This is a genomic window from Comamonas sp. lk (assembly GCF_900564145.1).
GTDB lineage: Bacteria > Pseudomonadota > Gammaproteobacteria > Burkholderiales > Burkholderiaceae_C > Comamonas.
Genome location: NZ_UOOB01000001.1, coordinates 421,571 through 446,759 on the forward strand (window position 1 = coordinate 421,571; position 25,189 = coordinate 446,759).

20 protein-coding genes are annotated in these 25,189 nt (G+C 62.8%); 4 read left to right on the top strand and 16 right to left on the bottom strand.

Annotated elements, in window-relative coordinates:
- Positions 1-42: 42 nt before the first annotated feature.
- Together EAO39_RS01895 and EAO39_RS01900 are read left to right on the top strand one after the other, a co-directional pair.
- On the top strand, positions 43-840 hold the full coding sequence (locus EAO39_RS01895; RefSeq protein WP_240466872.1) for a ProQ/FinO family protein: 798 nt from the start codon (positions 43-45) through the stop codon (positions 838-840).
- A gap of 290 nt (positions 841-1,130) precedes the next feature.
- Positions 1,131-1,646, top strand: coding sequence for an AmiS/UreI family transporter (locus EAO39_RS01900; RefSeq protein ID WP_120965714.1), 516 nt, complete (start codon positions 1,131-1,133; stop codon positions 1,644-1,646).
- A 63-nt stretch (positions 1,647-1,709) separates the two neighbouring features.
- Here EAO39_RS01900 and EAO39_RS01905 read toward each other — a convergent pair whose 3' ends face one another.
- The gene (locus EAO39_RS01905) at positions 1,710-2,594 is read right to left on the bottom strand and encodes a DMT family transporter (RefSeq protein WP_120965716.1); all 885 of its coding nucleotides are present in this window, start codon (positions 2,592-2,594) and stop codon (positions 1,710-1,712) included.
- 79 nt (positions 2,595-2,673) lie between these two features.
- Entirely contained in the window at positions 2,674-3,975 is a 1,302-nt protein-coding gene (lplT, locus tag EAO39_RS01910) for a lysophospholipid transporter LplT (protein ID WP_120965718.1), read from the bottom strand.
- A 132-nt stretch (positions 3,976-4,107) separates the two neighbouring features.
- Between lplT and alr the strand changes: the two genes are divergently transcribed.
- Positions 4,108-5,214, top strand: a complete 1,107-nt coding sequence (alr, locus tag EAO39_RS01915) for an alanine racemase (RefSeq protein ID WP_120965720.1) — start codon at positions 4,108-4,110, stop codon at positions 5,212-5,214.
- Between the two features lie 160 nt (positions 5,215-5,374).
- Here the strand turns inward: alr and EAO39_RS01920 are convergent, their stop codons facing one another.
- The 12 genes from EAO39_RS01920 to EAO39_RS01975 form a co-directional block, all read right to left on the bottom strand.
- A complete protein-coding gene (locus EAO39_RS01920; protein ID WP_120965722.1) occupies positions 5,375-5,719 on the bottom strand; it encodes a DUF4148 domain-containing protein in 345 nt (114 codons plus the stop codon).
- Positions 5,720-5,891: 172 nt separating this feature from the next.
- A complete protein-coding gene (locus EAO39_RS01925; protein ID WP_120965724.1) occupies positions 5,892-6,881 on the bottom strand; it encodes a porin in 990 nt (329 codons plus the stop codon).
- 273 nt (positions 6,882-7,154) lie between these two features.
- Positions 7,155-9,707, bottom strand: coding sequence for a M66 family metalloprotease (locus tag EAO39_RS01930; RefSeq protein ID WP_205589335.1), 2,553 nt, complete (start codon positions 9,705-9,707; stop codon positions 7,155-7,157).
- 443 nt (positions 9,708-10,150) lie between these two features.
- Entirely contained in the window at positions 10,151-11,332 is a 1,182-nt protein-coding gene (locus EAO39_RS01935; RefSeq protein ID WP_120965728.1) for a Fe-S oxidoreductase, read from the bottom strand.
- Between the two features lie 121 nt (positions 11,333-11,453).
- On the bottom strand, positions 11,454-12,530 hold the full coding sequence (locus EAO39_RS01940) for a homocysteine S-methyltransferase family protein (protein ID WP_120965730.1): 1,077 nt from the start codon (positions 12,528-12,530) through the stop codon (positions 11,454-11,456).
- Positions 12,531-12,634: 104 nt separating this feature from the next.
- Positions 12,635-13,462, bottom strand: coding sequence for an N-formylglutamate deformylase (hutG, locus tag EAO39_RS01945; protein WP_120965732.1), 828 nt, complete (start codon positions 13,460-13,462; stop codon positions 12,635-12,637).
- Between the two features lie 45 nt (positions 13,463-13,507).
- Positions 13,508-14,932 carry a formimidoylglutamate deiminase gene (locus EAO39_RS01950; RefSeq protein WP_120965734.1) on the bottom strand — a complete coding sequence of 475 codons (1,425 nt, stop codon included), beginning with the start codon at positions 14,930-14,932 and terminating at the stop codon, positions 13,508-13,510.
- A 57-nt stretch (positions 14,933-14,989) separates the two neighbouring features.
- Complete coding sequence (locus tag EAO39_RS01955) at positions 14,990-16,372, bottom strand: FAD-binding oxidoreductase (protein ID WP_120965736.1); 1,383 nt, start codon at positions 16,370-16,372, stop codon at positions 14,990-14,992.
- Positions 16,373-16,400: 28 nt separating this feature from the next.
- On the bottom strand, positions 16,401-17,675 hold the full coding sequence (gene hutI / locus EAO39_RS01960; RefSeq protein ID WP_120965738.1) for an imidazolonepropionase: 1,275 nt from the start codon (positions 17,673-17,675) through the stop codon (positions 16,401-16,403).
- Positions 17,676-17,823: 148 nt separating this feature from the next.
- Positions 17,824-18,408, bottom strand: a complete 585-nt coding sequence (locus tag EAO39_RS01965) for a HutD family protein (protein ID WP_120965740.1) — start codon at positions 18,406-18,408, stop codon at positions 17,824-17,826.
- A 153-nt stretch (positions 18,409-18,561) separates the two neighbouring features.
- A complete protein-coding gene (gene hutU / locus EAO39_RS01970; protein ID WP_120970586.1) occupies positions 18,562-20,283 on the bottom strand; it encodes a urocanate hydratase in 1,722 nt (573 codons plus the stop codon).
- A gap of 46 nt (positions 20,284-20,329) precedes the next feature.
- On the bottom strand, positions 20,330-21,790 hold the full coding sequence (locus EAO39_RS01975) for a cytosine permease (RefSeq protein ID WP_120965742.1): 1,461 nt from the start codon (positions 21,788-21,790) through the stop codon (positions 20,330-20,332).
- Positions 21,791-21,935: 145 nt separating this feature from the next.
- Here EAO39_RS01975 and hutC (EAO39_RS01980) point away from each other — a divergent pair, with 145 nt between their 5' ends.
- On the top strand, positions 21,936-22,667 hold the full coding sequence (gene hutC / locus EAO39_RS01980; RefSeq protein WP_120965743.1) for a histidine utilization repressor: 732 nt from the start codon (positions 21,936-21,938) through the stop codon (positions 22,665-22,667).
- A gap of 119 nt (positions 22,668-22,786) precedes the next feature.
- On the opposite strand, the gene hutH is transcribed toward hutC (EAO39_RS01980), so the two are convergent.
- Positions 22,787-24,340: a histidine ammonia-lyase gene (gene hutH / locus EAO39_RS01985; RefSeq protein WP_120965745.1), complete on the bottom strand. Its 1,554-nt coding sequence runs from the start codon at positions 24,338-24,340 to the stop codon at positions 22,787-22,789.
- Between the two features lie 66 nt (positions 24,341-24,406).
- The gene (gene hutC / locus EAO39_RS01990) at positions 24,407-25,165 is read right to left on the bottom strand and encodes a histidine utilization repressor (protein WP_120965747.1); all 759 of its coding nucleotides are present in this window, start codon (positions 25,163-25,165) and stop codon (positions 24,407-24,409) included.
- Positions 25,166-25,189 lie beyond the last annotated feature (24 nt).

Here is a 25,189-nt window from a genome sequence, read left to right on the forward strand (position 1 = left end):
TTGTTTCTCCCCAAGCCCACGGGCTTTGCCATGACTGAAATCGTGTCTGAACCACAAGAACACAATGCCCAGGCCGCTGTAGAGCAGCCCGAGGCCCAGAACGTTGCGCAAGCCGTGCAGCAAGGCACAGCCGTGTCCAACCAGAATCAAGAGCCTCGTCAGCGCTCGCGTCGCGGCGGCCGTGGCCGCAGCGGTGGCAATGCTGGCAAGCCCGCTCAGGCCGAGCAGGCCCAAGCCGCGCCACGTCCGCTGAACCCGCTGCTAGAGCAGCTGGCGCAGTGGCACCCGGCCCTGTTTGGCGAGCAGTTGCTGCCCTTCAAGCGCGGCATTTTCGAAGATCTGCTGGCGGCCCACCCCGAGTTGGACAAGGAAGCGCTCAAGTCTGCGTTGCAGCAGCACACGCGCTCCGGTCGCTATCTGGCTGCCATGGCATCGGGCCAGGCCCGTCATGACCTGAGCGGTCAGCCCGTGGAAGCCACGCTGCCCGAGCATGTGCACCATGCTCTGATCGAAGTCTTCCGTCGCCGCCAGCAGCGCACGGCCGAAGACCTGACGCCCAAATTGCGCAACCGCATCGTCGTCGCCTACGAAGCCTCCGGCCTCGCGCGGGAAGACTATGCCGAACGCGTGCTCGGCAAGAACGAAGCCACCAATGCGCTGGTAGCCGATGCGCTGGCCGAAGCCGATGCCCGTGCCGCCAAGGACGAAGCCCTGCTGCGCTCCTTCACGCTCAGCGGTCAGACTTCGGAGCAGGATTTTGCCGAGATGTATGGCATGAACCCGCGCCAGGTGGCGCAGCAGCTGGACCGCGCCCGTCGCCGTCAGCAAAAAGCGGCCTGATCTTCGCTTCAGGCGATAGCCTGAGCTTGCAGGCCCGCAAGCCGGAAAAAGCCTGCATCACATCACCAGCCCGCAGACCGCCAGCTCAAGGCGGCTGCGGCATACCTGCCCCGCAGGCGGCACTGCAGCCATAGGCGCGCAGCAGCCGCAGCGCAGGTGGGCCCGAGGACGATTGCCGGACTGCAGCCCTGACCTGAGGGCGGCAGGCCTTGTGCTGTGCGCGGTTCTTCTGACTTCATGCATCAACCCGCCCACAGTGGTTTGTTGACGAAATGAAAAAGGAGACGGGTATGTGGTTGGGGCTGTCGTTGTTCTATGTGGGCGCCGTGTTGTTTTTGAACGGCCTGTGGATGCTGGGCAAGATTGCCGACAAGGAAATCTGGGTCATCAATATCTTCACCGGCGTGGTGTCGCTGTGCATAGGGCTGGCCAGCATCTTCGGGCCGGCAGCCGATGCTGCGTCCGTCAAAAGCGGAGCGCTCACGCTGCTGTTTGCCTTCACCTATCTGTGGGTGGCCTTCAACCGCTTCTCAGGCGCTGACGGGCGGGGTCTGGGCTGGTTCAGTCTGTTTGTGGCAATCACGGCCGTGCCCGTGGCCGTTGACACGCTGACAAGCGCGAAAACCGGCCTGGACTGGTGGATGGGCATCAACTGGGCGGCCTGGGCTGTACTCTGGGCGCTGTTCTTTGCCCTGCTGGCGCTGAAAAAGCCCATTGAGCGCATGACAGGCTGGCTGTGCATTGTCCAGGGCGTGCTCACGGGCTGGGTGCCGGGCTATCTGATTTTGGCTGGAAAGCTGGTCTAACTTCTCGGAGCCTTCTCCGGGCCTATGTCTGCGCTGAGGGGTTGCCCCTCTGGCTTGGCGGGGTCAGGCTTTCTTCGCTCTGCCCAGCGTCGTCAGCAGCGCCGCGCTCATGATGCAGGCGCCGCCCAGCAGGGTGCGAGCCGCAAGCTGCTCCTGGGCGATCAGTACCGAAGAGACGCTGGCAAAGACGACTTCGGACAACATGACCACGGACGTCACGCCCGAGGGCAGGCGCGATGCGCCAAACTGCAGCGCCCAGTTGCCCACCATCAGCAAGACGGACAGCAGCACGGCGACGGCTGCCCAGTGGGTGTTGAATGCCGGGAAGGCCGGCACCAGACCGGCGCTGTTGGCCGTCAAGGCCGTTAGCAGTGCCATGCTCATGCAGCCCGCAAACATGGCCAGCATGCGGGCCTGGCTGGGAATGCCCTGAAAGCGGCGCAGCAGCACATTGGTCAGCGCAAACATGAAGCCGCCAAAGACGGCCAGTGCGTCGGCCAGGGACAGACCTTGCACCAGTCCGGTCAGCGATGCATCGGCGGGCAGCAGCACCAGCACCACGCCGCCAAAGGCCAGCAGCAGGCGCAGCAAGGCGGCGGGCGTGGGACGCTCGCCCAGAATCTTCCAGGCCAGCAGCACGGCCCAGGCCGGCATGAGATAGAACAGCAGGATGACGCGAACCACGTCACCCACGGTCACGGCCCAGTTGAACGCCACATTGTTCAGGCCCGAGCTGGCCGCCAGCAGCAGCAACACCGGGTACTGCCAGGCCTGCTTGAGGCTGGCCGGACGCAAAGCGATGAGCCCCGTCAGTACCAGCGCATACATCAGCGCCGTGGCCCAGAGCGGATGCAGGCCGGCTTCATGCATGAGGCGAAACGGCCACCAGGACAGCCCCCAGATCAGGGCGTTGAACAGCAGAGCAAAAACAGGGAGTGGACTATGCATAAAAAATGCTTCTAACCCTTGTCCGGCAAGGGCTAGAAGCTATTGATTTTCGTGAATGCAGCCTGGTGGGCTGCGGGAATCAGTGGCAGTCCTTGCGGGCAATATCCAGCAGGCGGGTGATTTCCTGGGGGTGCTTGCGGCAATTGTTGCGGTGCCACATGCCTATCAGAATCATGATGCCTGCCACCACCAGACCGAAGACGGTGATGGCGCCAAAAGCGGAGAGGCCGAACTTGGTGGAGAGGCTGTAGAAAGCGCCCATGGCCAAAATGGCAGCCTGCTCATTGAAGTTCTGCACTGCAATCGAGCGGCCCGCGCCCATGAGGTTATGGCCCCGATGCTGCAGCAGCGCGTTCATGGGCACCACCAGAAAACCGCCCAGGCCGCCCATCACGATCAGAAAGGGAACGGCCAGCCAGAGGTTGTCGATATAGATCATGCACACCACCAGCAGACCCATGAGTATGCCCAGCGGAATCACGCTGGTGGCGTTGTCCAGGCGCATGCGCATGGAGGCTGCCACCGCGCCCACGGCCGTGCCTATGGCAACCACGCCGACCAGGGCCGAGGCCTGGGTGGTGCTATAGCCCAGAGCCGCAGCGCCCCAGGCCAGCACGATGTAGCGCAGATTGCCCGACGCACCCCAGAACAAGGTGGTGGTGGACAGCGAAATCTGGCCCAGCTTGTCGGCCCACAGACGCTTGCTGCACAGCCAGAAGTCGGGCAGCAGACCGACGATATTGGACAGCAGACCCTTGTTCGGGTCCTGACGCATGGGGCGCATGGCCACGCCGGTCAGCGGAATGTGCAGATTGAACCAGGCGGCAATGGCGTAGATCAGGATCAGCACGGCAATCGCCGCTTCGGCAGGCGTATCCACGCCGGTGTCTATATAGGGGAAGTTGAAGGCCAGCAGATGGTGGGAAATCATGGGGCCCACCAACTGGCCGCCCACCAGCACGCCCAGGATGATGGAGGTGATGGTCAGTCCCTCGATCCAGCCATTGGCCTTGACCAGCTGGGAGGCCGGCAGCAGCTCGGTCAGGATGCCGTACTTGGCAGGGGAATAGGCCGCGGCGCCCAGACCGATCACCGCATAGGCGATCAGCGGGTGATGGCCGAACAGCATCATCAGGCAGCCCACCACCTTGATGGCATTGCTGATGAACATGACCCGCCCCTTGGGAAGAGCGTCCGCAAACGCTCCGACAAAGGGTGCCAGGACCACATAGAACAGGGCGAACATGGGCACCAGGGCGGCACGTTGCCACTCGGGGGCGCCATTGGCACGCAACAGCTCTACTGCGGTTACAAACAAGGCGTTGTCTGCCAGCGAGCTGAAAAACTGCGCCGACATGATGGTGTAGAAACCGCGCTTCATGGATTAGCTGAAATCGGCATCGGCCGGGGCGATGCCGAGAAATAAGAAGCCCCGTGACAAGTGACTGGCGGTTATATCACGCAGTCCCGGGCTGACAGTGCCAGAATCCCGTAGGTCTGACTGAGAAAAAACATGCCGCGCCCCATCATTGCCACCATACATCCTGAAGCCGTTCGCCACAATCTGGCACAGGTACAGCAAGCCGTTCCCGACGCCAAATTGTGGACCGTGGTCAAAGCCAACGCCTATGGCCACGGTATAGAAAACGTGTTCGAAGGCCTGCGGGCGACCGATGGCTTTGCCATGCTGGACCTGGACGAAGCGCAGCGTCTGCGCACTCTGGGCTGGCGCGGGCCTCTTTTGCTGCTGGAAGGGGTGTTCGAGCTCCGCGATCTGGAACTGTGCTCGCGCCTGTCCATCTGGCATACCGTGCACTGCGACGAGCAGATCGACTGGCTGGCCGCCCACAAGACCCAGGTCGGCCATCGCGTCTTCCTCAAGATGAACAGCGGCATGAACCGCCTAGGCTTCACGCCCGAGCGCTTTCGCGCGGCCTATGCGCGCCTGAATGCTCTACCTCAGGTGGACGAAATCTCCTTCATGACCCATTTCAGCGATGCCGATGTGGACCATGGCATGGACCAGCAGCTGGAAATCTTCCACAAGATCACCGAGGACCTGCCCGGCGAGCGCAGCATCAGCAACAGCGCTGCCACCATGCTGCATGGCGATCAAAGCCAGGTGCGTTGCGACTGGGTGCGACCCGGCATCGTGCTGTATGGCAGCTCGCCCGATTTCCCTGCGCACGATATCGCGCACTGGAATCTGCAGCCCGCGATGACGCTGTCCTCCAAGATCATTGCCGTACAGGAGCTGCAGGCTGGTGACTCCGTGGGCTATGGCTCCAAGTTCCAGGCCGAAGGCTGCATGCGCCTGGGCGTGGTGGCTTGCGGCTATGCCGACGGCTATCCGCGCCACTGCAACACGGGCACGCCGGTGCTGGTCAACGGCATGCGCACCCGCACTTTGGGCCGGGTCAGCATGGACATGCTGGCGGTGGATCTGACAGACATTCCCAAGGCCGGTTTGGGCAGCGAAGTTACGCTCTGGGGCCGCGCCAGCAACGGGGCAGTGCTGCCGATTGACGAGGTGGCCGCCGCCGCCGGCACCCTGGGCTATGAGCTGATGTGCGCCGTGGCCCCGCGCGTGCCCAAGGTGATTGAAGGCCAGGGCAAATAGGCCTGCAGCTGCAAAGCCGCAGCACTCTGCGGCAGGTGTGAAAGACCAATCGCGCTCTAAACCTTACTCAGCGCAAAAAGGCACCGTTTCCTGAACTGGATTCGGTGCCTTTTTATCTCTGCCTCGGTGGCGTCTGGTACGCCTTTGGGCTTAGCGGCCATTAACCCGCCATGGCCCGGTTGCGTGCCTCACGCTGTGCCGGCGTTTCGCTGCGCAGCTCATTGACCACGGCTTCACGTGTCTTGCCTGCTCCCTTGGCGGCGATAGGCATGGGGTAGTTGCTGTCACCGTAGGCCAGCAGGCCTTGTCGCATCGCAGCCGCTGTCTCCGCCTTGACCTGGTCACGCGTTTTCTGGCTGATGAAATGGTCGGGGTGAACGACGACACCTTTTTCCGTGGTGGTCGGGTGCTCGTAGGCCGCAGAGGCCAGGCCGGGCAGGCCCAGGGCCACCACAGCGGCAGCGTTGGCAAGCAGCAAGGAAATGGACAGATGACGTTGGGACATGTTGCGACTCCTGATGGATGTGGATGAAACCTAGACCTCACATGGCTTGGCTATGTGGTGAGTAGATGGCTTCATCCTAGAAAGCCGAACCCCACAGAATCAGGACAGCACGGTGATATTCCTGTCATCTTTCATAGCGCGGACGTGCGCCGAGCAGCTCGCCAACGCCTTCTTAAAACGCGTGGGCCATGCCAAGACCAAACGAGGTGCCTGAGTCTGCGCGGTGTGCATAGCTCTTGCGGCCCAGGCTGGCGTACAGCGTCGTTCGTTTGGACATGGCGTAGTCCGCGCCCAGCGAATAGAAATGGTTGCTCTGCGCCTGCAGGCGCTGGCGGCCATAGCCGGCCTTGAGCGTGGTCAGCCCTATCTGGTAGGTGGCACCCAGTGTGAGAGCTTTGGCGGTGCTGGCGTTCTGGGCCGTGCGGCTATAGTCCCAGGCACCCATCACGGCGGCGGCGCCAAAGCGGTATTTGAGGGCTGCAAAACTGTCCTTGTCACCGCTGCTGTTGCGCTCGAAGGCCAGCATGCCGCTCAAGCTGTCGGAGTCGTAATTGAGCGAGGCCGAGTAGCCGCGCCCTTCGCGGCGCAGGCTGAGCGGCACTTCGGTGCGCTCCGGCGATGCGCTCAGGTGCAAGGTAAAGCCGCCCACCGTGGGCGAGTCGTAGAAGATGCCATTGGCCATGCGCCCGTATTCCGCCGTGCCGTTATTGCTGTAGCGGTTGGTGGGCGTGAGGTAATGCCATTGATGCCAGGCAGGCGAGGCAATGCGGTTGAAGTTGCCCCAGGGGTCGAACTTCCAGTCCTGCGACCACATGGCCGACAGCGCGCGGCCCAGGCGCACGTGGCCGAAACTGCCTTGCAGTCCAACGGAGGATTCGTCATGCCAGAACGGTTTTTTGCCGTGGTCTTCCGTCAGGCCGGTATCCAGGTCAAAGCGGGTGCTCAGGCGAAAGCTGGCCTTGAGGCCGCCGCCCAGATCTTCATATCCGGCAATGGACAGATGGCTGCGCTGAATCGTGCCTGCCTGGCCGGTGCCGTCAAAGCTCCGGTAGATGCCGCCATCGAGCAGGCCGTTGATGCTGACCTGAGACTGGGCAGCTGCGGGCAGGGCCGTGGAGAAAATCGTGAAACAACCGAGGGACAGCAAATGACTGCGATGCATGCGGCAGATATTCCTTTTTTGAAAGCAAATGACTTCATCCATGGCACGCAGGCCACAGTGAAATTTGGTTGAGAGAGAGGGGCGCGAAGTCCCCGTATGACAGCGGCGGCAAGAGCCGCCGGATTCTTGGTGCGCAATGCCTGTTGTAGTGCCGCGCCATGAAATCCAAGACCTACCTAGAAATAGGTGGTTTCGAAATTATGAAAGACGGGCCTGGCGCAAGTCCAGCCCGCCGTCAGCAGCTATTCAGCTGTTCAGTCTGCAGGCCTGCTTTCAGCGCCTTGTGTTGGCCAAGGCTTCCAGATAGCGCACCTTGTCACTGTCGAGCAAGCTCATGACCATGCTGTCGCCCGCAACCAGCCCATTCCATTGCTGGTTGCTGCCGCCGTTGCAACCGTAGGTGATGAGCGTGCCCACATTGTTGGTCAGGTGCCCGGTATTCAAGTCCATGCAACGATTGCCGCGCGCAATGCGTTTGGCAACGCTGGTGTCCCAGACCTGGCTGTCCTTGGTGATGTCGCAGGCCTGGAGCTTGATGGCGCTGTTGCCGCCCTGATCCGTCAGGCACATTCCCAGATCAGCACGGCTGCGAATGCTGCCGCGACCATCGAGAATCCACTGCTCGTTCACATCTCCGCGGCACAGGCTCTTGCCCGCCACTTGCACATTGGCTCCCACTTTCTGGATGCAGTTGCCGTTGGGCATAAGCATGGATTGGGCGGCCGGAATCAAGGGCTGGCTATTCAGCCCCAGCTTCTGGATGAGCGCCAGCAAGGCCAGCTGTGCCGACGGCTGATCCAGCTGGTCGGCATAGGCCGCAAGCCAGCGATTCAGGCGTTGTGCACTTTGCTTTTGCTCGGTGTAGCGCTCGAATTGCTGGTAGGCGCCAGCACCCAGCTCACGCGCGTAATCGGCATAGCTGTCGTACAGCAGCTGGTCGGCGCTGCTGAGTGCCAGCACCTTCTTGCCTTCCAGCGCCAGCAATCCCTTCTCCAGCTCGGGCAGCTCTACCTTGCGGATCGCGGTGTAAGCAGCGCCCTTGCCAACCACCACCGGCGGGGGCATGACCGGCAGGTTCTGCGCAATCTGCAGTGTGTAAAGCAAGCTGGGGCTGGCCGCCCCTGTCTGGCAGTACAACTGGGCGCCCGTGGGTTGCTCGCTTTGCGCCAGATTCACATGCAATTTGTTGACAAGCCCGGTCTGCATGCGCTTGCCGGCCACGGCGATGCGCTGATTGGCGCGACCGGCAAAGCTCACATCCAGCCAGCACTGACGCGCCTCGGTCTTGGAAGCGGCTTGCTGTGGCAGTTCGAAAACATTGCCCCAGTTGCTGCGTGCAGCGGGATAGATCAGCGCCTTGTCGGTCTCGGGGTCATATCCGCCCAGCAAGGTGATCACCGGCACGCCTTGCAGGCGTGGAGCCAGAAACAGACCGCTGGCGCTGTTGTACCAGACGGTGGACTGATTCGTGGGCACGGCGGGAGCAAAAGCCTGCATGCTTCGGGAGCTGGCGTTCCACTTGGTGTAACCCGTGGCAGAGCCTGGAGTCAGTACCGGCTTGTCCAGACTGGGCTGGATCTTCATCTGCGTGCTATAGCCCGTGTAGTGGGTATAGAGGGACAGTGCGCTTTCATAATGACCGCCCGACATGGCATCCGAAGCAAAGCTGTAAGTGTTCTCAAACACCGGCATGCCTTCTAAGCCCGCATCCTTGGCCCGAGTCCAGTGCAGATTGGCGCGCATGCGTTTGCGATAGCCTATATAGCCCCAGCCGCTGTCATGGTGGTGACCCGACCAAAAACGATTGCCGTTTTGCTCTCCCGGGTAATGCCCCAGACCATAGTGATGGCCGATCTCATGGCTGAACTCGTTACCCCGCGTGGCATACAGCGTGAGAATGCCGTTGCCGCCGCTAAGGCCGTGGCCTTGTACGCCGTTTGCGTACAGACCACGAGCATGGTGAGCCACCGCGCTTTGAAAGACCTGAGGCTGCTGTTGTGACTGCATGCCCGAGCTGGTGACACCAAAATTGGCCAGGTTGATGCCGGTGCTGAAAGTGGCTTTGGCGGTGTTCTCGCGCATGTCGCCGTCATACGTGCCGCCAGTGACCGCGCTGGCGGTTTCGTAAATGCTGCCGCTGGCCACCATGACCTTGCTCAGCCGCACGCGCTCGTAATATGCGGCCGTCAGCTTGGCCAGCGGAACGGTCTGAAAGTAATCCGTCGCAGCCTTGGCTGGCTGATTGAGAAACCAGTGATCGTCGGAGCTCGATGGCGCATCCGTCAACATGCCCAGCTCAATGCTGTGCACCACCAGCTCGGCCGGTGCGGCAAACTCAATCGCATTCGCCGTCAGCGTGCCACTGCGGTTTTTGGCATCGCTGACCCGCAATTCCAGGCCAGGCTTGACCCAGTCCCACGGCAGCACCGCAGACCAGGCGCGGCGTGAGTACACATAGTCAGGGCGACCATCCTGGTTGGCATAGTCGGAGCGGAATATCTCGTTGGGGTGGCGCAGCTGCAGCGTGCCCATGCTGAGCCCGTTCACGGATACCGTCACCGTCAGCCCATTCACGTCCTGCAGCGATGGATCGGGCGTGACCAGCAGCAGCGCTTCGCGCTCGCTGGTCAAGGTCGGCATATGCCTGGCGGTATTTCCCGAAGGGTCTACCGTGTGGCTCTGGGCAAACTGCACCATGGCCGGCAGGCTGCCGCCCAGGTCGTTTCTTACCGCACGATCCTGGCCGGTCTTGTCATGGTCGTAAAAGCCCAGAGCCTTGAGCATGGCGTACTTGCCGCCCAGCGGCTCTGGATAAGGCTGAACCACGGCAGGAGGCTGAACGTCGGACCCGCCATTCCCACCGCTGCCTGCATCACCGTTGTTGCCGCCTTCGCTGCCACCACCAACCGGCGGTGCTATCGGGATGGAGGGTTGGCCATTGTCTGTTGGCGGTTTTGAAACTGAATTACCCCCGTCTTCGCCTCCTCCGCATCCTGCCAAAAAAGTGATGAGCGTGCCTAAAAAGGCCGCCTTATATAGCTTTTGCATGAACTCCCTCGTCTTATGAGCCGGGGGATTCTAGGAAGCGCTTTGCTGCTGGAAAGCGGAAAACGAAGCCGCATTTGAAAGACTATGTAATAAAGTGACAAGCGCGTGCTCACATCACCAAGTGCTTCAAAAATATGAGCGAATTTTCTATGACCTGATTGATTTAGGTCACAGCGGGCAGCAGCAAATACTCACTGCAAGCGCCATGCGCTTCGCCGCAGCTATCCGTTGCGGCCGTCCACGCCTGTGCTCGCCCAGATGCGGTTCATCTCGCTGCAAAACGGCTGGGCGCACGGTGCCAGGCCCTGGTACTGGCAGCCGCCGGTCATGCACAGATGCGAGCGGTGTTCGTTGTTGCGGCGAGGGATGGGCAAGGCGTTAGCGGCCTGCGCTGCGGCCATCATCAGCCAGGGGTCCGATTTGTTCTGCAGCAGTTGCTGCACTTCCTGGGCCAGTGCGGGGGCTTGCATGGTCAGTGGCAGACTGGCAAGCTGCGCCGGCGTGGAGGGCGCAGCTGCGGCGCTGACCGGCTGCAACTCCAGCCAGAGCAGGGCACTGGTGGCCAAGCCTGCAGTGCCGCCGGCAACCGCTGCCTGCGGCTGCAGCACCAGTGCCAGCGGGCCGCTGGGCAAGGCAGGCAGGGCAGAGCTGTCCAACGGCAAGCGCATGGGAGCCAGGCCTGGTGCCGGGCCTGGCACCGGGCCAGGTATCTGGCTGGCTGAAGGCGCAGCAGCACCCACGGCTTGCGCCCATGCAGCAGGTACTTGCAGCGTCAGCGAAAAGCCGCGCTCGCCCTGGGCGGTGAGCAGCGTGCCTTGTTGTACCAGCCAGTTTTGCAGCAGCGGCAGGCGGGGAGCTGAAGCGGTGACTTCCGGGCTGCGCCCGGCTTGCTCCAGCGCGGCTGCGGCCGTGGGAGAGAGTGCGGCTGCCGTCTGCAAGGCCGATCTGGGAGCGGTGGGACCGGACTGGGCAGAAGCGGCCTGCACCAGCGCCTGCATCAAGGCCACCGAGCCCTGCTGCCCGGCCAGCAGCTGCAAGGGTTGAGTCTGGCCTTGAATGGTGACCAGGATCTGCGCCAGCAACTTCTGCAAAAACTGCTGTGTGGTCGCTGGCAGACCCTGGGTGGGCCAGGTGGCTGGCGCTGCACCGGGGCTGCTCTGAATTTGCAGAGCCAGTTGGGCAATCAAATACTCAAAGGCCTGCAGCTTGAGGTTTTGCAAGGTCTGCGCCGACCATTGCACGCTGCTGGTCACCGGAGTTGCGGGCGTCGTGGCTTGCGCCTGGCCTGCTGCAGCCAAGGCGGCTGCGGGCAGAGGCGTCAACGCAGCTGCCGCCGCTTGCGCCTGCCCGGTAGGGGCAGACACCGGCAGCACGGGGAGGACGGGACTCAGAGGCGCAGTCATGACGATCCGGGATCAATCGCAAAACAGGGATTGCTCCATTGTGCCGTTCCGCGCTTGAGCTATCAAAAACAGAGCTACAAGCGCCTGATGGATAAGCGCTTGAGCCGTGTTTGGCTTGAAATCAGGCTTCAGCCGGATAGAAGAGCTTGCGCGTGGTGGTGGTTTGCACCGCCTTGGCAATGGCACCGATGTGATCGGGCGTGGTGCCGCAGCAGCCGCCCACGATGTTGACCAGGCCTTCGGCTGCAAACTCATGCACCAGACGGCTGGTGATCTCGGGCGTTTCATCAAATCCGGTGTCGCTCATGGGGTTGGGCAGACCGGCATTGGGGTAGCAGCTGATGAAGGTATCGGGCGCTGCCTTGTTCAGCTCCTGCACATAGGGGCGCATCAGCGTGGCACCCAGGGCGCAGTTCAGGCCTATGGACAGCGGGTTGGCATGGCGCACGCTGTGCCAGAAGGCGGTCACGGTCTGACCCGACAGAATGCGGCCCGAGGCGTCGGTCACCGTGCCGCTGATCATGATGGGCAGGATCTGGCCGGTCTGCTCGAAGGCTTCGTCCACGGCAAACAGGGCGGCCTTGGCGTTGAGGGTGTCGAAAATGGTCTCGACCAGAATCACGTCGGAGCCGCCTTCGATGAGGGCCAGCGTCTGTTCCAGATAGGCCTGGCGCAGCGATTCAAAAGTCACGTTGCGCGCACCGGGGTCGTTCACATCGGGGCTGATGGAGGCGGTCTTGGGCGTGGGGCCCAGGGCACCGGCCACATAGCGCTTGTGTTCGGGCGTGCTGTATTTGTCGCAGGCGGCGCGGGCCAGCTGGGCGCTTTTGAGGTTCATTTCATAGGCCAGATCGGCCATGTGATAGTCCTCCTGCGCAATCGTGGTCGCACCAAAGGTATTGGTTTCGATCAGGTCGGCTCCGGCGGCCAGGTATTTTTCGTGAATGTCGCGGATCACGTCCGGGCGGGTGATGGACAGCAGCTCGTTGTTGCCCTTCACGTCATAGGCAAAGTCCTTGAAGCGCTCGCCCGCGCCATCGACGCCGCTGAAGCCCTCGCCACGGTACTGGGCCTCGCCCAGCTTGAAGCGCTGAATCATGGTGCCCATGGCACCGTCCAGAATGACAAGGCGCTTGGCAAGAGTGGCGGGCAGCTCTTGGGCCCGGGTGTACACAGGAAGGTTTTGCGGCTGGCTCATAGCCTGCCATTGTAGGAAGGTCGGGAGCTGACGACTCCCAGTGTTTGGGTAAACCAGTCATGCCCAAGGTGATCGGGGAGGGTGATCACCTCGGGACAGGGGCTTCAGGCTGCCTGGGATGCCGACTGGGTTTGGGCAAATGCCAGCACGGCTTGCAGCATGCGCTGCAGCGTGGGCTGAATCTGCGCCGCCACCTGGGGCAGGTAGTCAAACGGCATCTGCTCCTGCATATAGCTGGACTGGGTCATTTCCATCTGCACGGCGTGGTAGCCCTTGTCGGGCTGGCCGTAGTTGCGCGTGATGTAGCCGCCGGTAAAGCGGCCGTTGAGCACGCTGGTGTGCGCAGTGGATTGCTGGGCAATCGCCAGCAGCTCTTCGGCCAGTTGCAGATTGCAACTGCTGCCCTTGCCCGTGCCCAGGTTCATGTCGGGCAGCTTGCCTTCGAAAAAGCGCGGCAGCACGGAGCGGATGCTGTGCGCATCCCAGAGCATGGCCACGCCATGCTCGTCATGCATGCGGTCCAGCTCGGCGCGCAATTGGCCGTGGTAAGGCTGCCAGTAGAGTTCGCGGCGGCGGGCAATCTCGGCGTCGTCGGGCTCGGCGTCCTTGCTGACGTACAGCGGCGTGTCGTCAAAGCTGTCCACGGGGCACAGGCTGGTCACGCTTTGGCCGGGATAGAGGCTGGCGCCGCTGGGGTCGCGATTCAGGTCGATCACATAGCGCGAATGCGTGGCCACCAGGATGGAGGCTCCCAGCTGCTTGGCAAACTCATACAGCGTGGGCATATGCCAGTCCGTGTCATGCACCTCGCGGCTTTCAGGCGTGAGCTTGGCGGCAATGTCGGCCGGCACATGGGTGCCGGTGTGGGGCATGGAAATCAGCAGAGGGGCCGTGCCCTGGTGAAAAACAAAGGGAGGGGTGGATGGGCTCATGGAGCGATTTTCCTTGCTATCAAATACGGAGGTCAGGCATGGAGATCAGGCACTACGCAGCAACTGGCTACGGGCCCGAACAAAAGCCTGTTGTGCGATTTCGTGCTGCGGGTGACGGCCGGCCTGCACGCGCTGCTTGCCGCCCACCCAGACCTCGGCCACGGCCGAGGTTCGGTGGCTGGCAAACACATGGCCGGCATGGGCACTGTCGGCAGGCAGGCCGGCCAGGGCCACATGTTCGCCATCCAGCACCACAAAATCGGCTTGCTGGCCCACGGCCAGACCGGCAATGGCACGCCCCGAAGCCTGGGCACCGCCAGCCACGGCCTGCAAAGTCATGGCGGTGGCCACCTGGGGTTGGCCCGCACCGCCCAGCACATTGCGCTGGCGCAGAGCCAGACGCTGGCTGTATTCCAGCATCAGCAGCTCCTCGGCCGCATTCACCGTGGCATGGCTGTCGGAGCCCACGCCCCAGCGGCCCCCATTTTGCAGCCACAAAGGCATGTCAAAAATGCCGTCGCCCAGATTGGCCTCGGTGGTCGGGCAGATGCCGGCCACGGCCCCGCTTCTGGCGGCGCTGGCGTATTCCTCGGGCGTCATATGCGTGGCATGAATCAGGCACCAGCGTTGATCGACGGCGGCATGCTCCATCAGCCACTGCACGGGGCGCTGGCCGCTCCAGACCAGGCAGTCGTCCACTTCCTGGGTCTGCTCGGCAATGTGGATATGCACCGGAGCCTTGGGTAGCATGGCGTGCAGACCGGCAACAGCGGCTTGCAGGCTGTCCGGCGGTACGGCCCGCAGCGAATGCGGAGCCAGGCCCAGATTGGCTTCTTGTGCTTTGCAGATAGGCGCCAGCTGCTGCAAAAGCGCTAGCATGTTGTCGGTGCTGCGAATAAAGCGGGCCTGATCCTCACGCGGCGGCTTGCCGCCAAAACCGCTGGTCTGGTAGAGCACGGGCAGCAGCGTCATGCCAATTCCGGTCTTTTGCGCCGCGCGCAGCAGGGCCCGCGACAGCGTGGCGTCGTCGGCATAAGGCTGGCCGCCCAGGTCGTGGTGCACGTAGTGGAACTCGCAAACCGAGGTGTAGCCGGCTTCCAGCATCTCCAGGTAAAGCCAGGTGGCAATCGCCTCCAGTGCCTCGGGCGACATGCGGTTGGCAAAGCCGTACATCAGGTTGCGCCAGCTCCAGAAGCTGTCCTGCGCCTGGCCGCGAAATTCCGTCAAGCCGCCGAACGCGCGCTGAAACGCATGCGAGTGCAGATTGGGCATGCCGGGAATCACCGGGCCGCTGGCCTTGGCGGCGTCCTCCGCCTCGCCGGCTTCGCCGCTTTGTGGGTCCACACCGGTCAGCACTTCGATCAGCTGACCGCTCTGGTTCCAGCTCAGCAGTACATTGCGCGCCCATCCCGTGGGCAGCAAGGCATCTGCAGCAAACAAGGTGCGTGAAATGGAGGAAGAAGCAGTCATGGTGATGGTTCTCGGTAAGACGGATAAAGCTCAGGCGGCAAAAAATTCATCCATGGTCTAGAACACCTTTCCGGGGTTCATCAGCGACAAGGGATCGAGCGCCAGCTTGATGGCGCGCATGGCAGCCAGCTCTTGGGGCGTGCGGCTGGCATACAGATACGGTTTTTTGTGCAGACCTATGCCGTGCTCGGCCGAGACGCTGCCCTTGAAGGCGGCGACCAGGTCGTACAGCTCTTCCTCGACGGCATCGCATTCGCCGTTGACGGTCTTGCCGTCGACGGAGACATGCAGATTGCCGTCGCCCACATGGCCGAAATACAGGGAATGCTTGCCGGGCCAGCGGGCCGTGAACGCGGCCTCGCAGGCATCGGCAAAGCGGCCGATATCGGCCTGGGGCAGGCTCACATCAAAGTTGATGGCCGGGTGCATGTGGTTGTTGAGCTCGGCGGGGGCCTCGCGCAGCTTCCACAGCGTCTGGGCCTGGGCCACGGACTGGGCGACGATGGCGTCCAGCACCTCGCCGGCCTCCATGGCCTGCTCCAGCACTTCCTGCACTTCGGACTGCAGCTGGGCTTCGTCCTTGCCATCGACATTGATCAAGGCCAGCAGGGGGTGGCGTTCGGCAAACGGCGCGCCGAGCTTGAGCCAGGACAGAGAGGCCTGGACAAAGCTGTCCCACATCAGCTCATAGGCGGCCACGCTGTTGCCGAAGCGCGATTGCATGCGCTTGAGCACGGCCAGGGCCGAATCGAAGTCGGGCATGGCCACGAGCGTGGTTGCCGTGGCCTGAGGGGCGGGACGCAGGCGCAGCAGCACGCGGGTGACGATGCCCAGCGTGCCTTCGGCGCCTATGAAGAACTGCTTGAGGTCGTAGCCGGTGTTGTTCTTGATCATGGGGCGCAGCATGGGCAGCACGCTGCCATCGGCCAGCACCACTTCCAGGCCCAGCACCTGATCGCGCATCATGCCGTGCTGCAACACGCCGTTGCCGCCGGCGTTGGTGGAGACATTGCCGCCAATCTGGCAGCTGCCGCGCGCACCCAGATCCACGCCAAACACCATGCCGACATTGACGGCGGCTTCCTGCACGGTCTGCAGGGTGACGCCAGCCTGCACCTGCATCAGGCCAGTCTGTGCATTGACTTCCTCAATGGTGTTCATGCGCTCCAGAGACACTGCCACCGCGTCTTGCGCGGGCACGGCCGCGCCAGCTAGACCGGTGAGGCCGCCCTGGGGCACGACCGCCACCCGGTGCTGGCTGCACAGGCGCAGCAGCGCGCTCACGTCCTCGGTGCTGCGCGGGCGCACCAGGGCCAGGGGCTGCACGGGCGGCGTGCCGCTCCAGTCGGTCCAGAAGCGCTCGGGCACTTCGGCGCCGCGCTGCGCCACATCGGCGCCCAGGGTGGAAATCAGTTGCTCAAGAAATTGTTCGCGGGACATAAAAGCCTTTCTAGTGCTTTCTCCCTGCTCAAGCCTTTGCCGGTGCAAATACCTTGCCTTGTCGCACGATGGTACAGCGGGGCTTGCTGCCAAACCAGTAGGCCAGCTCGGCCGCATGTTGCACCGGCCACAACACGAAGTTGGCCGGGCGCTGGGCGGCGATCAGGCCTTGCTCATGCTGCAGACCCAGGGCCTGCGCCGCATGGGTGGTGATGCCGGCCAGTGCCTCGGGCACGGTCAGGCGAAACAGCGTGCAGGCCATATTGGCCATCAGCAGCAGACTCAAACACGGAGACGTGCCGGGATTGTGATCCGTAGAAACGGCCATCGGCACCTTGGCGGCTCTCAAAGCGTCAATCGGCGGCACTTTGGTGTCGCGCAGCGTATAAAAAGCGCCGGGCAGCAGCACGGCCACGGTGCCGGCGGCCTTCATTTCGGCAATGCCGTGCTCGGACAAATGCTCGATATGGTCGCAAGACAGGGCGCCGTACTGCGCCGCCAATGCCGCGCCTTCCATGTTCGACAACTGCTCGGCATGCAGCTTGACAGGCAGGCCCAGGGCCTTGGCGGCCTGGAAGACCTGTTCGGTCTCGGCCAGCGAAAAAGCAATGCGCTCGCAGAACACGTCCACTGCGTCGACCAGCCCTTCGGCGGCTAGCGCGGGCAGCATCACCTTGCTGACCAGATCGGTGTATTCCTGGCTGCGGCCCGCATACTCGGGCGGCAAGGCGTGGGCACCCAGAAACGTGGTACGCACCGTCACGCCGCACAGCTGGCCCAGGCGGCGCGCCACGCGCAGCTGCTTGCGTTCATGCTCCAGTGCCAGGCCGTAGCCCGACTTGATCTCGATGGCCGTCACGCCTTCATCCAGCAACTGCTGCAGGCGCGGCAGGGCCAGCGCCAGCAGCTCGTCCTCGCTGGCCTCGCGTGTGGCCTTGACGCTGGAGACAATGCCACCGCCGGCCTTGGCCACCTCTTCATAGCTGGCGCCGGCCAGGCGCATGGCAAATTCGTTGGCGCGCTCGCCGCCATAGACCAGATGGGTATGGCAGTCGATCAGGCCCGGCGTGACCAACTGGCCGCCTCCGTCATGCGCAGGCAAGCCCTGGTATTGCGCGGGCAGAGCCTCTTGCGCGCCCACCCAGACCACTTGGCCCTGCTGCACCACGATGCTGGCCAGCGCGCCGTCGGCAATGGCGGCATCGGCAGCATCGGTCTTGAACAGGCCCGGTGCCAGACGCAGGTTGTGCCAGCGTCCATCGGCCGAGGAGGGGGCTGCAGGTTCGGGGAAGGTGGGCGTCATAAGGGCACTCCGGTGCGACGAGTCAATCGATGGGCGTGGATGCGCCATGAAACAAGGAATTTCATAGCGAGTAGCGCATGATCTTGTTCAGTTTCAAGCTGGTTTTATTTGTAGTTTGAACACTGACAAGTGCCATACGCTTTTATTTTTATAGCGATGGTGTCAGGCTGACCCATACCAGATGAGCGCCTGTTTGCTGTGGCGTCAAAGTGAGCGTCTCGGGCAGGGGCTGGGATGGCGACCACCACAGGCCCTGGCAGGGCTCCAGCAGCGTCTCGGCGGCGGCTTTCCAGCGGCCGTCCAGCACCATGCACAGGCCTGCCGGGCTGTCGGGGGTCAGGCTGCCGTGCTCGGCCGACATGACTTGCACCGCAGCACTCCATTGTCCGCGCCGGGTCATCACATTGAAGTCGGTGGAGGTGCCGCCCAGCAGCGTGCAGTCCAGCGCCACATCGCCAGAAAACGCAAACGGCTGCCAGCGTCGCTGCAGCGCGTGATGGATGCCGGCCTGGTGAGCGACCAGTTGTACGCCGTCGCCGTCCAGCAGCATGATCTGCCGGTCAATGCCGGCAAACGCCGAAAACGGCCCCGCCTGGGCAATCGTCGCCACGCTGACGCGCCAGGCAAAACTGTCCATGCCCGCCCCCGGTGGAAAACACACGATCTCGCGCGTGCTGCCGCCCCCGTTCTTCCAGGGGCTGTGGGGAATCTGGTTCAGATCAAAACGTTGCATGGATCAAAGGTTCTTGAATGTCGCCAAAGCGTTGAAAACAAGCATGCCCCATGCGCGAGATGCCCGGCAAGGGCCTGGGCGGCCCCGCCGCCCCGCAGCAAAGGGCATCGTCCCCCTTGGGGGAAGGCGCGCAAGCGCCTCAGGGGGTAACGATCACTTCACCATCGGCAGATTCAGGCCATGGCGCTTGGAGGCTTCCACGGCGATCTCGTAGCCGGCATCGGCATGGCGCATCACGCCGGTGGCGGGGTCGTTCCACAGCACGCGGTTCAGGCGGGCTGCGGCTTCATCGGTACCGTCGGCCACGATGACCACGCCGGCGTGTTGCGAGTAGCCCATGCCCACGCCACCGCCGTGGTGCAGGCTGACCCAGGTGGCGCCGCCGGCGGTGTTCAGCAGGGCGTTGAGCAGCGGCCAGTCGGACACGGCATCGGTGCCGTCCTTCATGGCTTCGGTTTCGCGGTTGGGGCTGGCAACGGAGCCGCAGTCCAGGTGATCGCGGCCGATCACGACGGGGGCCTTGAGTTCGCCGTTCTTGACCATTTCATTGAAGGCCAGAGCCGCTTTGTGGCGCTCGCCCAGGCCCAGCCAGCAGATGCGCGATGGCAGGCCCTGGAAGGCGATGCGCTCGCGCGCCATGTCCAGCCAGCGGTGGGTGTGCTTGTTGTCGGGGAACAGTTCCTTGATCTTGGCGTCGGTCTTGTAGATGTCCTCGGGATCGCCGGACAGAGCGACCCAGCGGAACGGGCCCTTGCCTTCGCAGAACAGCGGACGGATGTAGGCGGGCACAAAGCCGGGGAAGTCGAAAGCGTTCTTCACGCCTTCGTCCAGCGCCACCTGGCGGATGTTGTTGCCGTAGTCCACCGTGGGAATGCCCATGGCCTGGAAGTCCAGCATGGCTTGCACGTGTACGGCGCAGCCCTTGGCCGCAGCCTTGGTCAGGGTGGGGTGCTGGCCGGGGTCGGCGGCAGCGGCGTTCCATTGCTCCACGGTCCAGCCCACGGGCAGGTAGCCGTTGACCAGGTCGTGAGCCGAGGTCTGGTCGGTCACGATATCGGGCTTAGGGCCGCCGGCCTTGGCGCGCTTGACCAGCTCGGGCAGGATTTCGGCCGCATTGCCCAGCAGGGCGATGGACACGGCTTCACCCTTTTCGGTGTGGTGCTTGATCAGGGCCAGAGCGTCGTCGATGTCCTTGGCCTGCTTGTCCACATAGCGGGTGCGCAGACGGAAGTCGATGCTGGACTGCTTGCATTCGATGGCCAGCACGCAGGCACCGGCCAGCACGCCTGCCAGAGGCTGTGCGCCGCCCATGCCGCCCAGGCCGGCCGTCAGAATCCACTTGCCGGTCAGGTCGTTGTTGTAATGCTGGCGGCCGGCTTCGACAAAGGTCTCGAACGTGCCTTGCACAATGCCTTGTGCGCCGATGTAAATCCAGCTGCCGGCCGTCATCTGGCCGTACATGAACAGACCCTTCTGGTCCAGCTCGTTGAACTTTTCCCAGTTGGCCCACTTGGGCACCAGATTGGAGTTGGCCAGCAGCACGCGCGGTGCATCGGGATGGGTCTTGAACACGCCCACGGGCTTGCCGGACTGGATCAACAACGATTCGTCGGCTTCCAGCTTCTTGAGTTGGGCCAGAATTTCGTCATAGCACTCCCAGTTGCGGGCCGCGCGGCCGATGCCGCCGTACACCACCAGAGCCTTGGGGTTCTCGGCCACATCGGGGTCCAGATTGTTCTGCAGCATGCGGTAGGCGGCTTCGGCCAGCCAGTTCTTGCAGTGCAGCTCGCTGCCGCGAGGCGCGCGGATTTCGCGGCTGGCGTCGTAGCGTGGATCTTGCTTGGAGGCGCTGAGGATGGCGTCGTTGGCGTTCATGTTCATGTCCTTCAGGTTGGAATTGGGGGAGCAGTCGGCCTGCGGATCAGGCCAGAGAGGTTCGGAGTTCGGAGGCGCGGGAAGCGGCGGCGGGCGCGGCTGCCGGCGTTGGGTAAATCATCTGTGCCGGCACTTTCATGCTGCGCTTGGCCAGGGGGTAGTACACCAGCGAGGTCACCACCAAGCTCACGATCCAGGAGATGTCGGCACCATGCAATGCCACGGCGATGGGACCTTTGTACATGGCCTGGTTCAGAAAGGGAATCTGAATCACGACACCCATCACATAGCAGCCCAGGGCGACCCAGTTGTAGGCGCCGTAGCGGCCTTCGGCGGAGTACAGCGCAGGGATGTCCACTTTTTCCTTGGAGACCAGGTAGTAGTCCACCAGATTGACCGCGCTCCATGGCACGAACACGGCCAGCAGCAGCAGCACGAAATTCTTGAAATTGTTCAGGAAGTCCGAACTGGCCAGCAAGGCCACCAGCATGGACAGCATCACAAAGCCGACGATGTAGACCACACGGGTGGTGGGCGAGAACTGTTTCTTGGCGTTGAAGCCGCTGGCCGTGGTCAGAATGCTCATGAAGCCGCCATAGGCGTTCAGGCAGTTCACTGTCAGCTTGCCGCTGACGATAACCAGATAGATGAGCACCGCCAGCGGGCCGGCCAGTTCGCCCATGAAACCGACCTGGTTCTTCAGGAAGTTGCCGCCCAGGGCCGCCACCAGCACGCCAAAAGTCATGGCCAGCTGAGCACCGATGGTGCTGCCCAGGAAGGTGTTCCAGAACGAGGAGGACACCGAGGTGTTGGAAGGCAGGTAGCGAGAATAGTCGGCCACATAGGGCGCAAACGTCATCTGCCAACCGGCCGACAGCGCCATGCTCAGCAGCAAGGTGGCCCAGGTGAAAGGCTTTTGACCAAAGGCGGTGGCCACGTCGTACTGGTGGAACAGCTGCCAGGCCAGGTAGCCAAAGCCCAGGATGCCGATCACGGTGGCGATACGGCCCACGGTGTGGATCAGCTTGTAGCCCACGACGGCGACGAAAGCCGTCAGGCCGCCGAAGATCAGGATGCCGACATAGGGCGTCTCCACCCCCAGCATGCGGTTGATGGCCTGGCCCGAAAGCACGGTGCCCGTGGCGGCAAAGCCCAGATACATCAGGATCACCAGCAGCAGCGGCAGGGCTGCACCCTTGACGCCGAACTGCACCCGGCTGGAGATCATCTGCGGCAGACCCAGGCGCGGGCCTTGGGCGGAGTGCAGTGCCATGACGATGCCGCCCAGGATGTTGCCTATCAGCAGGCCGATGATGGCCGTCATGGCCTCGGCGCCAAACACCACGGCCAGTGCGCCATCGACCACGGCGGTGATCTGCAGATTGGCGCCGAACCAGAGCGTCATCTGGCTGTGCGGCGTGCCGTGGCGTTCCGACTCCGGAACCATGTCTATGGTCCGGGTCTCCACATGGCTCGCCAGCCCCGTTGCGGTTGATTGATTGCTCATTTGGACGGTCTCCAATCTCGGTATGCTTGCGCTAAATATCCATACAACTTTTGATTAATGATCTAAAGTTGTCTATACCAATTTTCATGGTTTACTCAGCCCCGCGTCAATCATCTTTACGGGCGTTTTTGTCAGAACAAACCCTATGTCTCGCACCCCAAGTACAGCCGTCGTTGCCGCGGCAACACCGGCCTTTCAGCGCATCAAAGACCATGTGCTGCAACAGATTCAGAGCGGCCAGTGGCAGCAGGGACAGGCCATTCCCAGCGAGGCGGCTCTGGCCAGGCAATTCAATGTGGCGCGCATGACGGTGAACCGCGCCCTGCGCGAACTCAGCGACGAGCAGACGCTGAATCGCGTGCAGGGCTCGGGCACGTTTGTGGCGCAGCAGAAATACCAGTCCACGCTGGTGCAGCTGCGCAATATTGCGGATGAGATTTCCGCTCGCGGCCATCAGCATCGGGGCCAGTTGCAGCGGCTGGAGCGCTACAAGGCCGATGCGGCGCTGCTGCGCCAGTTCGAGTTGACGGCGGCGCAGCAGCAGCTGTTCCACTCGGTGGTGGTGCACTTTGAAAACGATGTGCCGATACAGGTGGAGGACCGTTATGTGAACCCGGCGGTGGCGCCTGATTACATGGCCCAGGATTTCGGTAGCCAGACGCCTAATGCCTATCTGACGCGCGTGGCCCCGCTGCAGGGTGTGCAATACGCCATAGAGGCCAGCATGCCCGGCCCCGAAGTGGCCGAGCTGCTGCGCATGGAGATCACCGAACCCTGTCTGGTGCTGCGCCGGTGCACGCGCTCGCAAGGCCAGGTAGCCTCGGTGTCGGCCCTGTGGCATCCGGCGTCGCGCTACCAATTCACCGGTAGTTTTTAATCACCCCCTGAGCGGCTGTGCCGCGGGGACGACACCCTCGCTGCGAGGCGGTGCGGCCGGCGTAGGCTCTTGCTTGGTGTCTCTGGCCCTCGGGCATGCTGGTTTTGGAACCTTGGCTCTTACAGCGCTGTGCTGGGCAGAATGCGCTGCAGCGTTTGCGGCCATGCCGTATTCAAAGCCCACAGGCGCATGGTTTCGATGTCGGGAGCCAGAAAACGGTCTTGGTCCAGATACGGCACCTGGCTGCGGATCAGCGCATATTGCGCCTCGATCAGCGGCGAGCTTTTGAGGCGGCGATCAAAGTCCATGCCCTGGGCAGCGGCCATGGCTTCAACGCCCACGATGACGGCCGTGTTCTTGGCCATCTCACCCAGGCGGCGCGCACCATAGGTGGCCATGGACACATGGTCCTCCTGATTGGCGGAAGTGGGCAGGCTGGTCACGCTGCTGGGGTGGGCCAGGCACTGGTTTTCAGCCGCCAGTGCAGCTGCCGTGACCTGGGCGATCATGAAGCCCGAGTTGACGCCGCTGTCTTCAATCAGAAAGGCGGGCAGGCGCGACAGACCGGTATCGAGCAGCAAGGCCATGCGGCGTTCGGAGATCGCACCGATTTCGGCCAGCGCCAGGGCAAGAATGTCGGCCGCAAAAGCCACGGGTTCGGCGTGAAAATTACCGCCCGAGATCACATCGCCGTTATCGAAGACCAGCGGGTTGTCCGAAGCGGCATTGGCTTCTATGACCAGCACGCGAGCAGCATGCGTCAGGTTGTCCAGGCAGGCGCCCATGACCTGCGGCACGCAGCGTATGGAATAGGGGTCTTGCACGCGGCCGCAGTTGGGGTGGGAAGGGTCGATGGCGCTGCCGTCGAGCAGCTCGCGCACGGCCGCAGCCACGGCGATCTGCCCCAGCTGTCCGCGTGCGGCGTGGATGCGCGCATCAAAGGGTTTGACCGAGCCCTGAATCGCTTCCAGCGTCAGGCAACCGGCGACCAGGCCGGCAGCCAGCACGCTCTCGGCCTGGAATAGGCCGGACAAGGCCAGGGCGGTGGAGACCTGGGTGCCGTTAAGCAGGGCCAGTCCCTCCTTGGGACCCAGCACAAAAGGCTCGAAACCCACATGCTTCATGGCTTCGCGGCCCGAGACCACTACGCCATTGACCTTGGCCTGGCCTTCGCCGATCAGCACGCAGGCCAGGTGCGATAACGGTGCCAGATCGCCGGAGGCGCCTACCGAGCCCTTGGAGGGGATCACGGGCAGCACATCGGCATTGACCAGTGCCAGCAAGGCGTCCACCAGCTCGGAGCGCGCACCCGAATGTCCGCGCGCCAGGCTGACAGCCTTGGTGGCCAGCACCAGGCGCACCACATGGTCGGGCAGAGGCTCGCCGGTGCCCACGCTGTGCGACAGCACCAGATTGCGCTGCAGCTCGGCCAGGCGCTCGTGCGCGATCTTGGTTGAAGCCAGCTTGCCAAACCCGGTGTTGATGCCATAGACCACCTGGTCTTCATCCACGATGTGTTGCACATGCGCCTGTGCCGCCCGCATGTCTGCATAGGCCGAGGCGGCCATGCTCAGCTGCAGACCACCGCCTTGAATGGCGCGCAGCTGGGTCAGTGTGACCTGGCCGGGTTGCAGCTCCAGAGAGGAGGAAAAGCTTTCGGTAGTGGTGTTCATGGCTATACCTGTATATACAATTGAAAACAAGCAAAACATCCGCAAGGATCAAAGACAGGGCAGGCCTTAGCCGCCGTGCACGGAATCGGTGCGGAACCGGCTACCGAGTCGGTAGCGCATGCCCGGGTGCACGCAATGCACCCAGGTAATGGGAGTGCCACGCAGCCAGGTGCGGCGTGTCAGCATCAGACAGGGCTGGTCGGCAGCCATCTGCAGCCACTGCGCTTGCTCGGCAGTGGGCAGCATGGCGTCGACCACATGTTCAATCTGGTCGTACTGCACATTGCGCACCAGATAGACCGAGGGCTGAACTGCCGAGAAATCCTGCTTCATGAAATCCGGCACCAGGCGCGGATTGACATAGCGATCTTCCAGCTGAACCGGGACCTCGTTTTCGAAGTGCACGCCTTGCAGATGAAACACCGAGGCGCCCACGCTCAGATCCAGGGCGGCAGCCACTTCCAGGGAGGCCGATTCGCGGTTCATGCTGATGAGCTCGAAGCGGTGGTCGTGGCCGCGCTGCGCAATCTCTTCGCCGATATTGGCAATGCGCAACAGCGTGGATTGCGGTTTTTCCTCGGCCACGAACGATCCCACGCCGGCCACGCGCACGATCACGCCTTGCTCGGCCAGCTCGCGCAAGGCGCGGTTGGCGGTCATGCGTGCCACACCAAACTGCTGCACCAGCTCCTGCTCCGAAGGAATGCGTTCACCCGCTGCCAACGAACCGTCGCTGATCTTGCGCAGCACATACTCCTTCACTTGCTGGTACAGCGCGAGGGGCACATCGCGGGCAGGGGTGCGGGGGGGGCGGCAGGAGTTCATGACGATAGCGGGTTCTGCAACAGC

Bases quoted from the DNA above. Each gene is read 5' to 3' on its own strand.
- hutC (WP_120965747.1), bottom strand. From the start codon at position 25,165: ATGAACTCCTGCCGCCCCCCCCGCACCCCTGCCCGCGATGTGCCCCTC.
- EAO39_RS01905 (WP_120965716.1), bottom strand. From the start codon at position 2,594: ATGCATAGTCCACTCCCTGTTTTTGCTCTGCTGTTCAACGCCCTGATC.
- EAO39_RS01935 (WP_120965728.1), bottom strand. From the start codon at position 11,332: ATGACTGCGCCTCTGAGTCCCGTCCTCCCCGTGCTGCCGGTGTCTGCC.
- alr (WP_120965720.1), top strand. From the start codon at position 4,108: ATGCCGCGCCCCATCATTGCCACCATACATCCTGAAGCCGTTCGCCAC.
- hutG (WP_120965732.1), bottom strand. From the start codon at position 13,462: ATGAGCCCATCCACCCCTCCCTTTGTTTTTCACCAGGGCACGGCCCCT.
- EAO39_RS01950 (WP_120965734.1), bottom strand. From the start codon at position 14,932: ATGACTGCTTCTTCCTCCATTTCACGCACCTTGTTTGCTGCAGATGCC.
- EAO39_RS01965 (WP_120965740.1), bottom strand. From the start codon at position 18,408: ATGCAACGTTTTGATCTGAACCAGATTCCCCACAGCCCCTGGAAGAAC.
- EAO39_RS01920 (WP_120965722.1), bottom strand. From the start codon at position 5,719: ATGTCCCAACGTCATCTGTCCATTTCCTTGCTGCTTGCCAACGCTGCC.
- hutI (WP_120965738.1), bottom strand. From the start codon at position 17,675: ATGACGCCCACCTTCCCCGAACCTGCAGCCCCCTCCTCGGCCGATGGA.
- EAO39_RS01975 (WP_120965742.1), bottom strand. From the start codon at position 21,790: ATGAGCAATCAATCAACCGCAACGGGGCTGGCGAGCCATGTGGAGACC.
- hutU (WP_120970586.1), bottom strand. From the start codon at position 20,283: ATGAACGCCAACGACGCCATCCTCAGCGCCTCCAAGCAAGATCCACGC.
- hutC (WP_120965743.1), top strand. From the start codon at position 21,936: ATGTCTCGCACCCCAAGTACAGCCGTCGTTGCCGCGGCAACACCGGCC.
- EAO39_RS01955 (WP_120965736.1), bottom strand. From the start codon at position 16,372: ATGTCCCGCGAACAATTTCTTGAGCAACTGATTTCCACCCTGGGCGCC.
- hutH (WP_120965745.1), bottom strand. From the start codon at position 24,340: ATGAACACCACTACCGAAAGCTTTTCCTCCTCTCTGGAGCTGCAACCC.
- EAO39_RS01925 (WP_120965724.1), bottom strand. From the start codon at position 6,881: ATGCATCGCAGTCATTTGCTGTCCCTCGGTTGTTTCACGATTTTCTCC.
- EAO39_RS01940 (WP_120965730.1), bottom strand. From the start codon at position 12,530: ATGAGCCAGCCGCAAAACCTTCCTGTGTACACCCGGGCCCAAGAGCTG.
- EAO39_RS01900 (WP_120965714.1), top strand. From the start codon at position 1,131: ATGTGGTTGGGGCTGTCGTTGTTCTATGTGGGCGCCGTGTTGTTTTTG.
- lplT (WP_120965718.1), bottom strand. From the start codon at position 3,975: ATGAAGCGCGGTTTCTACACCATCATGTCGGCGCAGTTTTTCAGCTCG.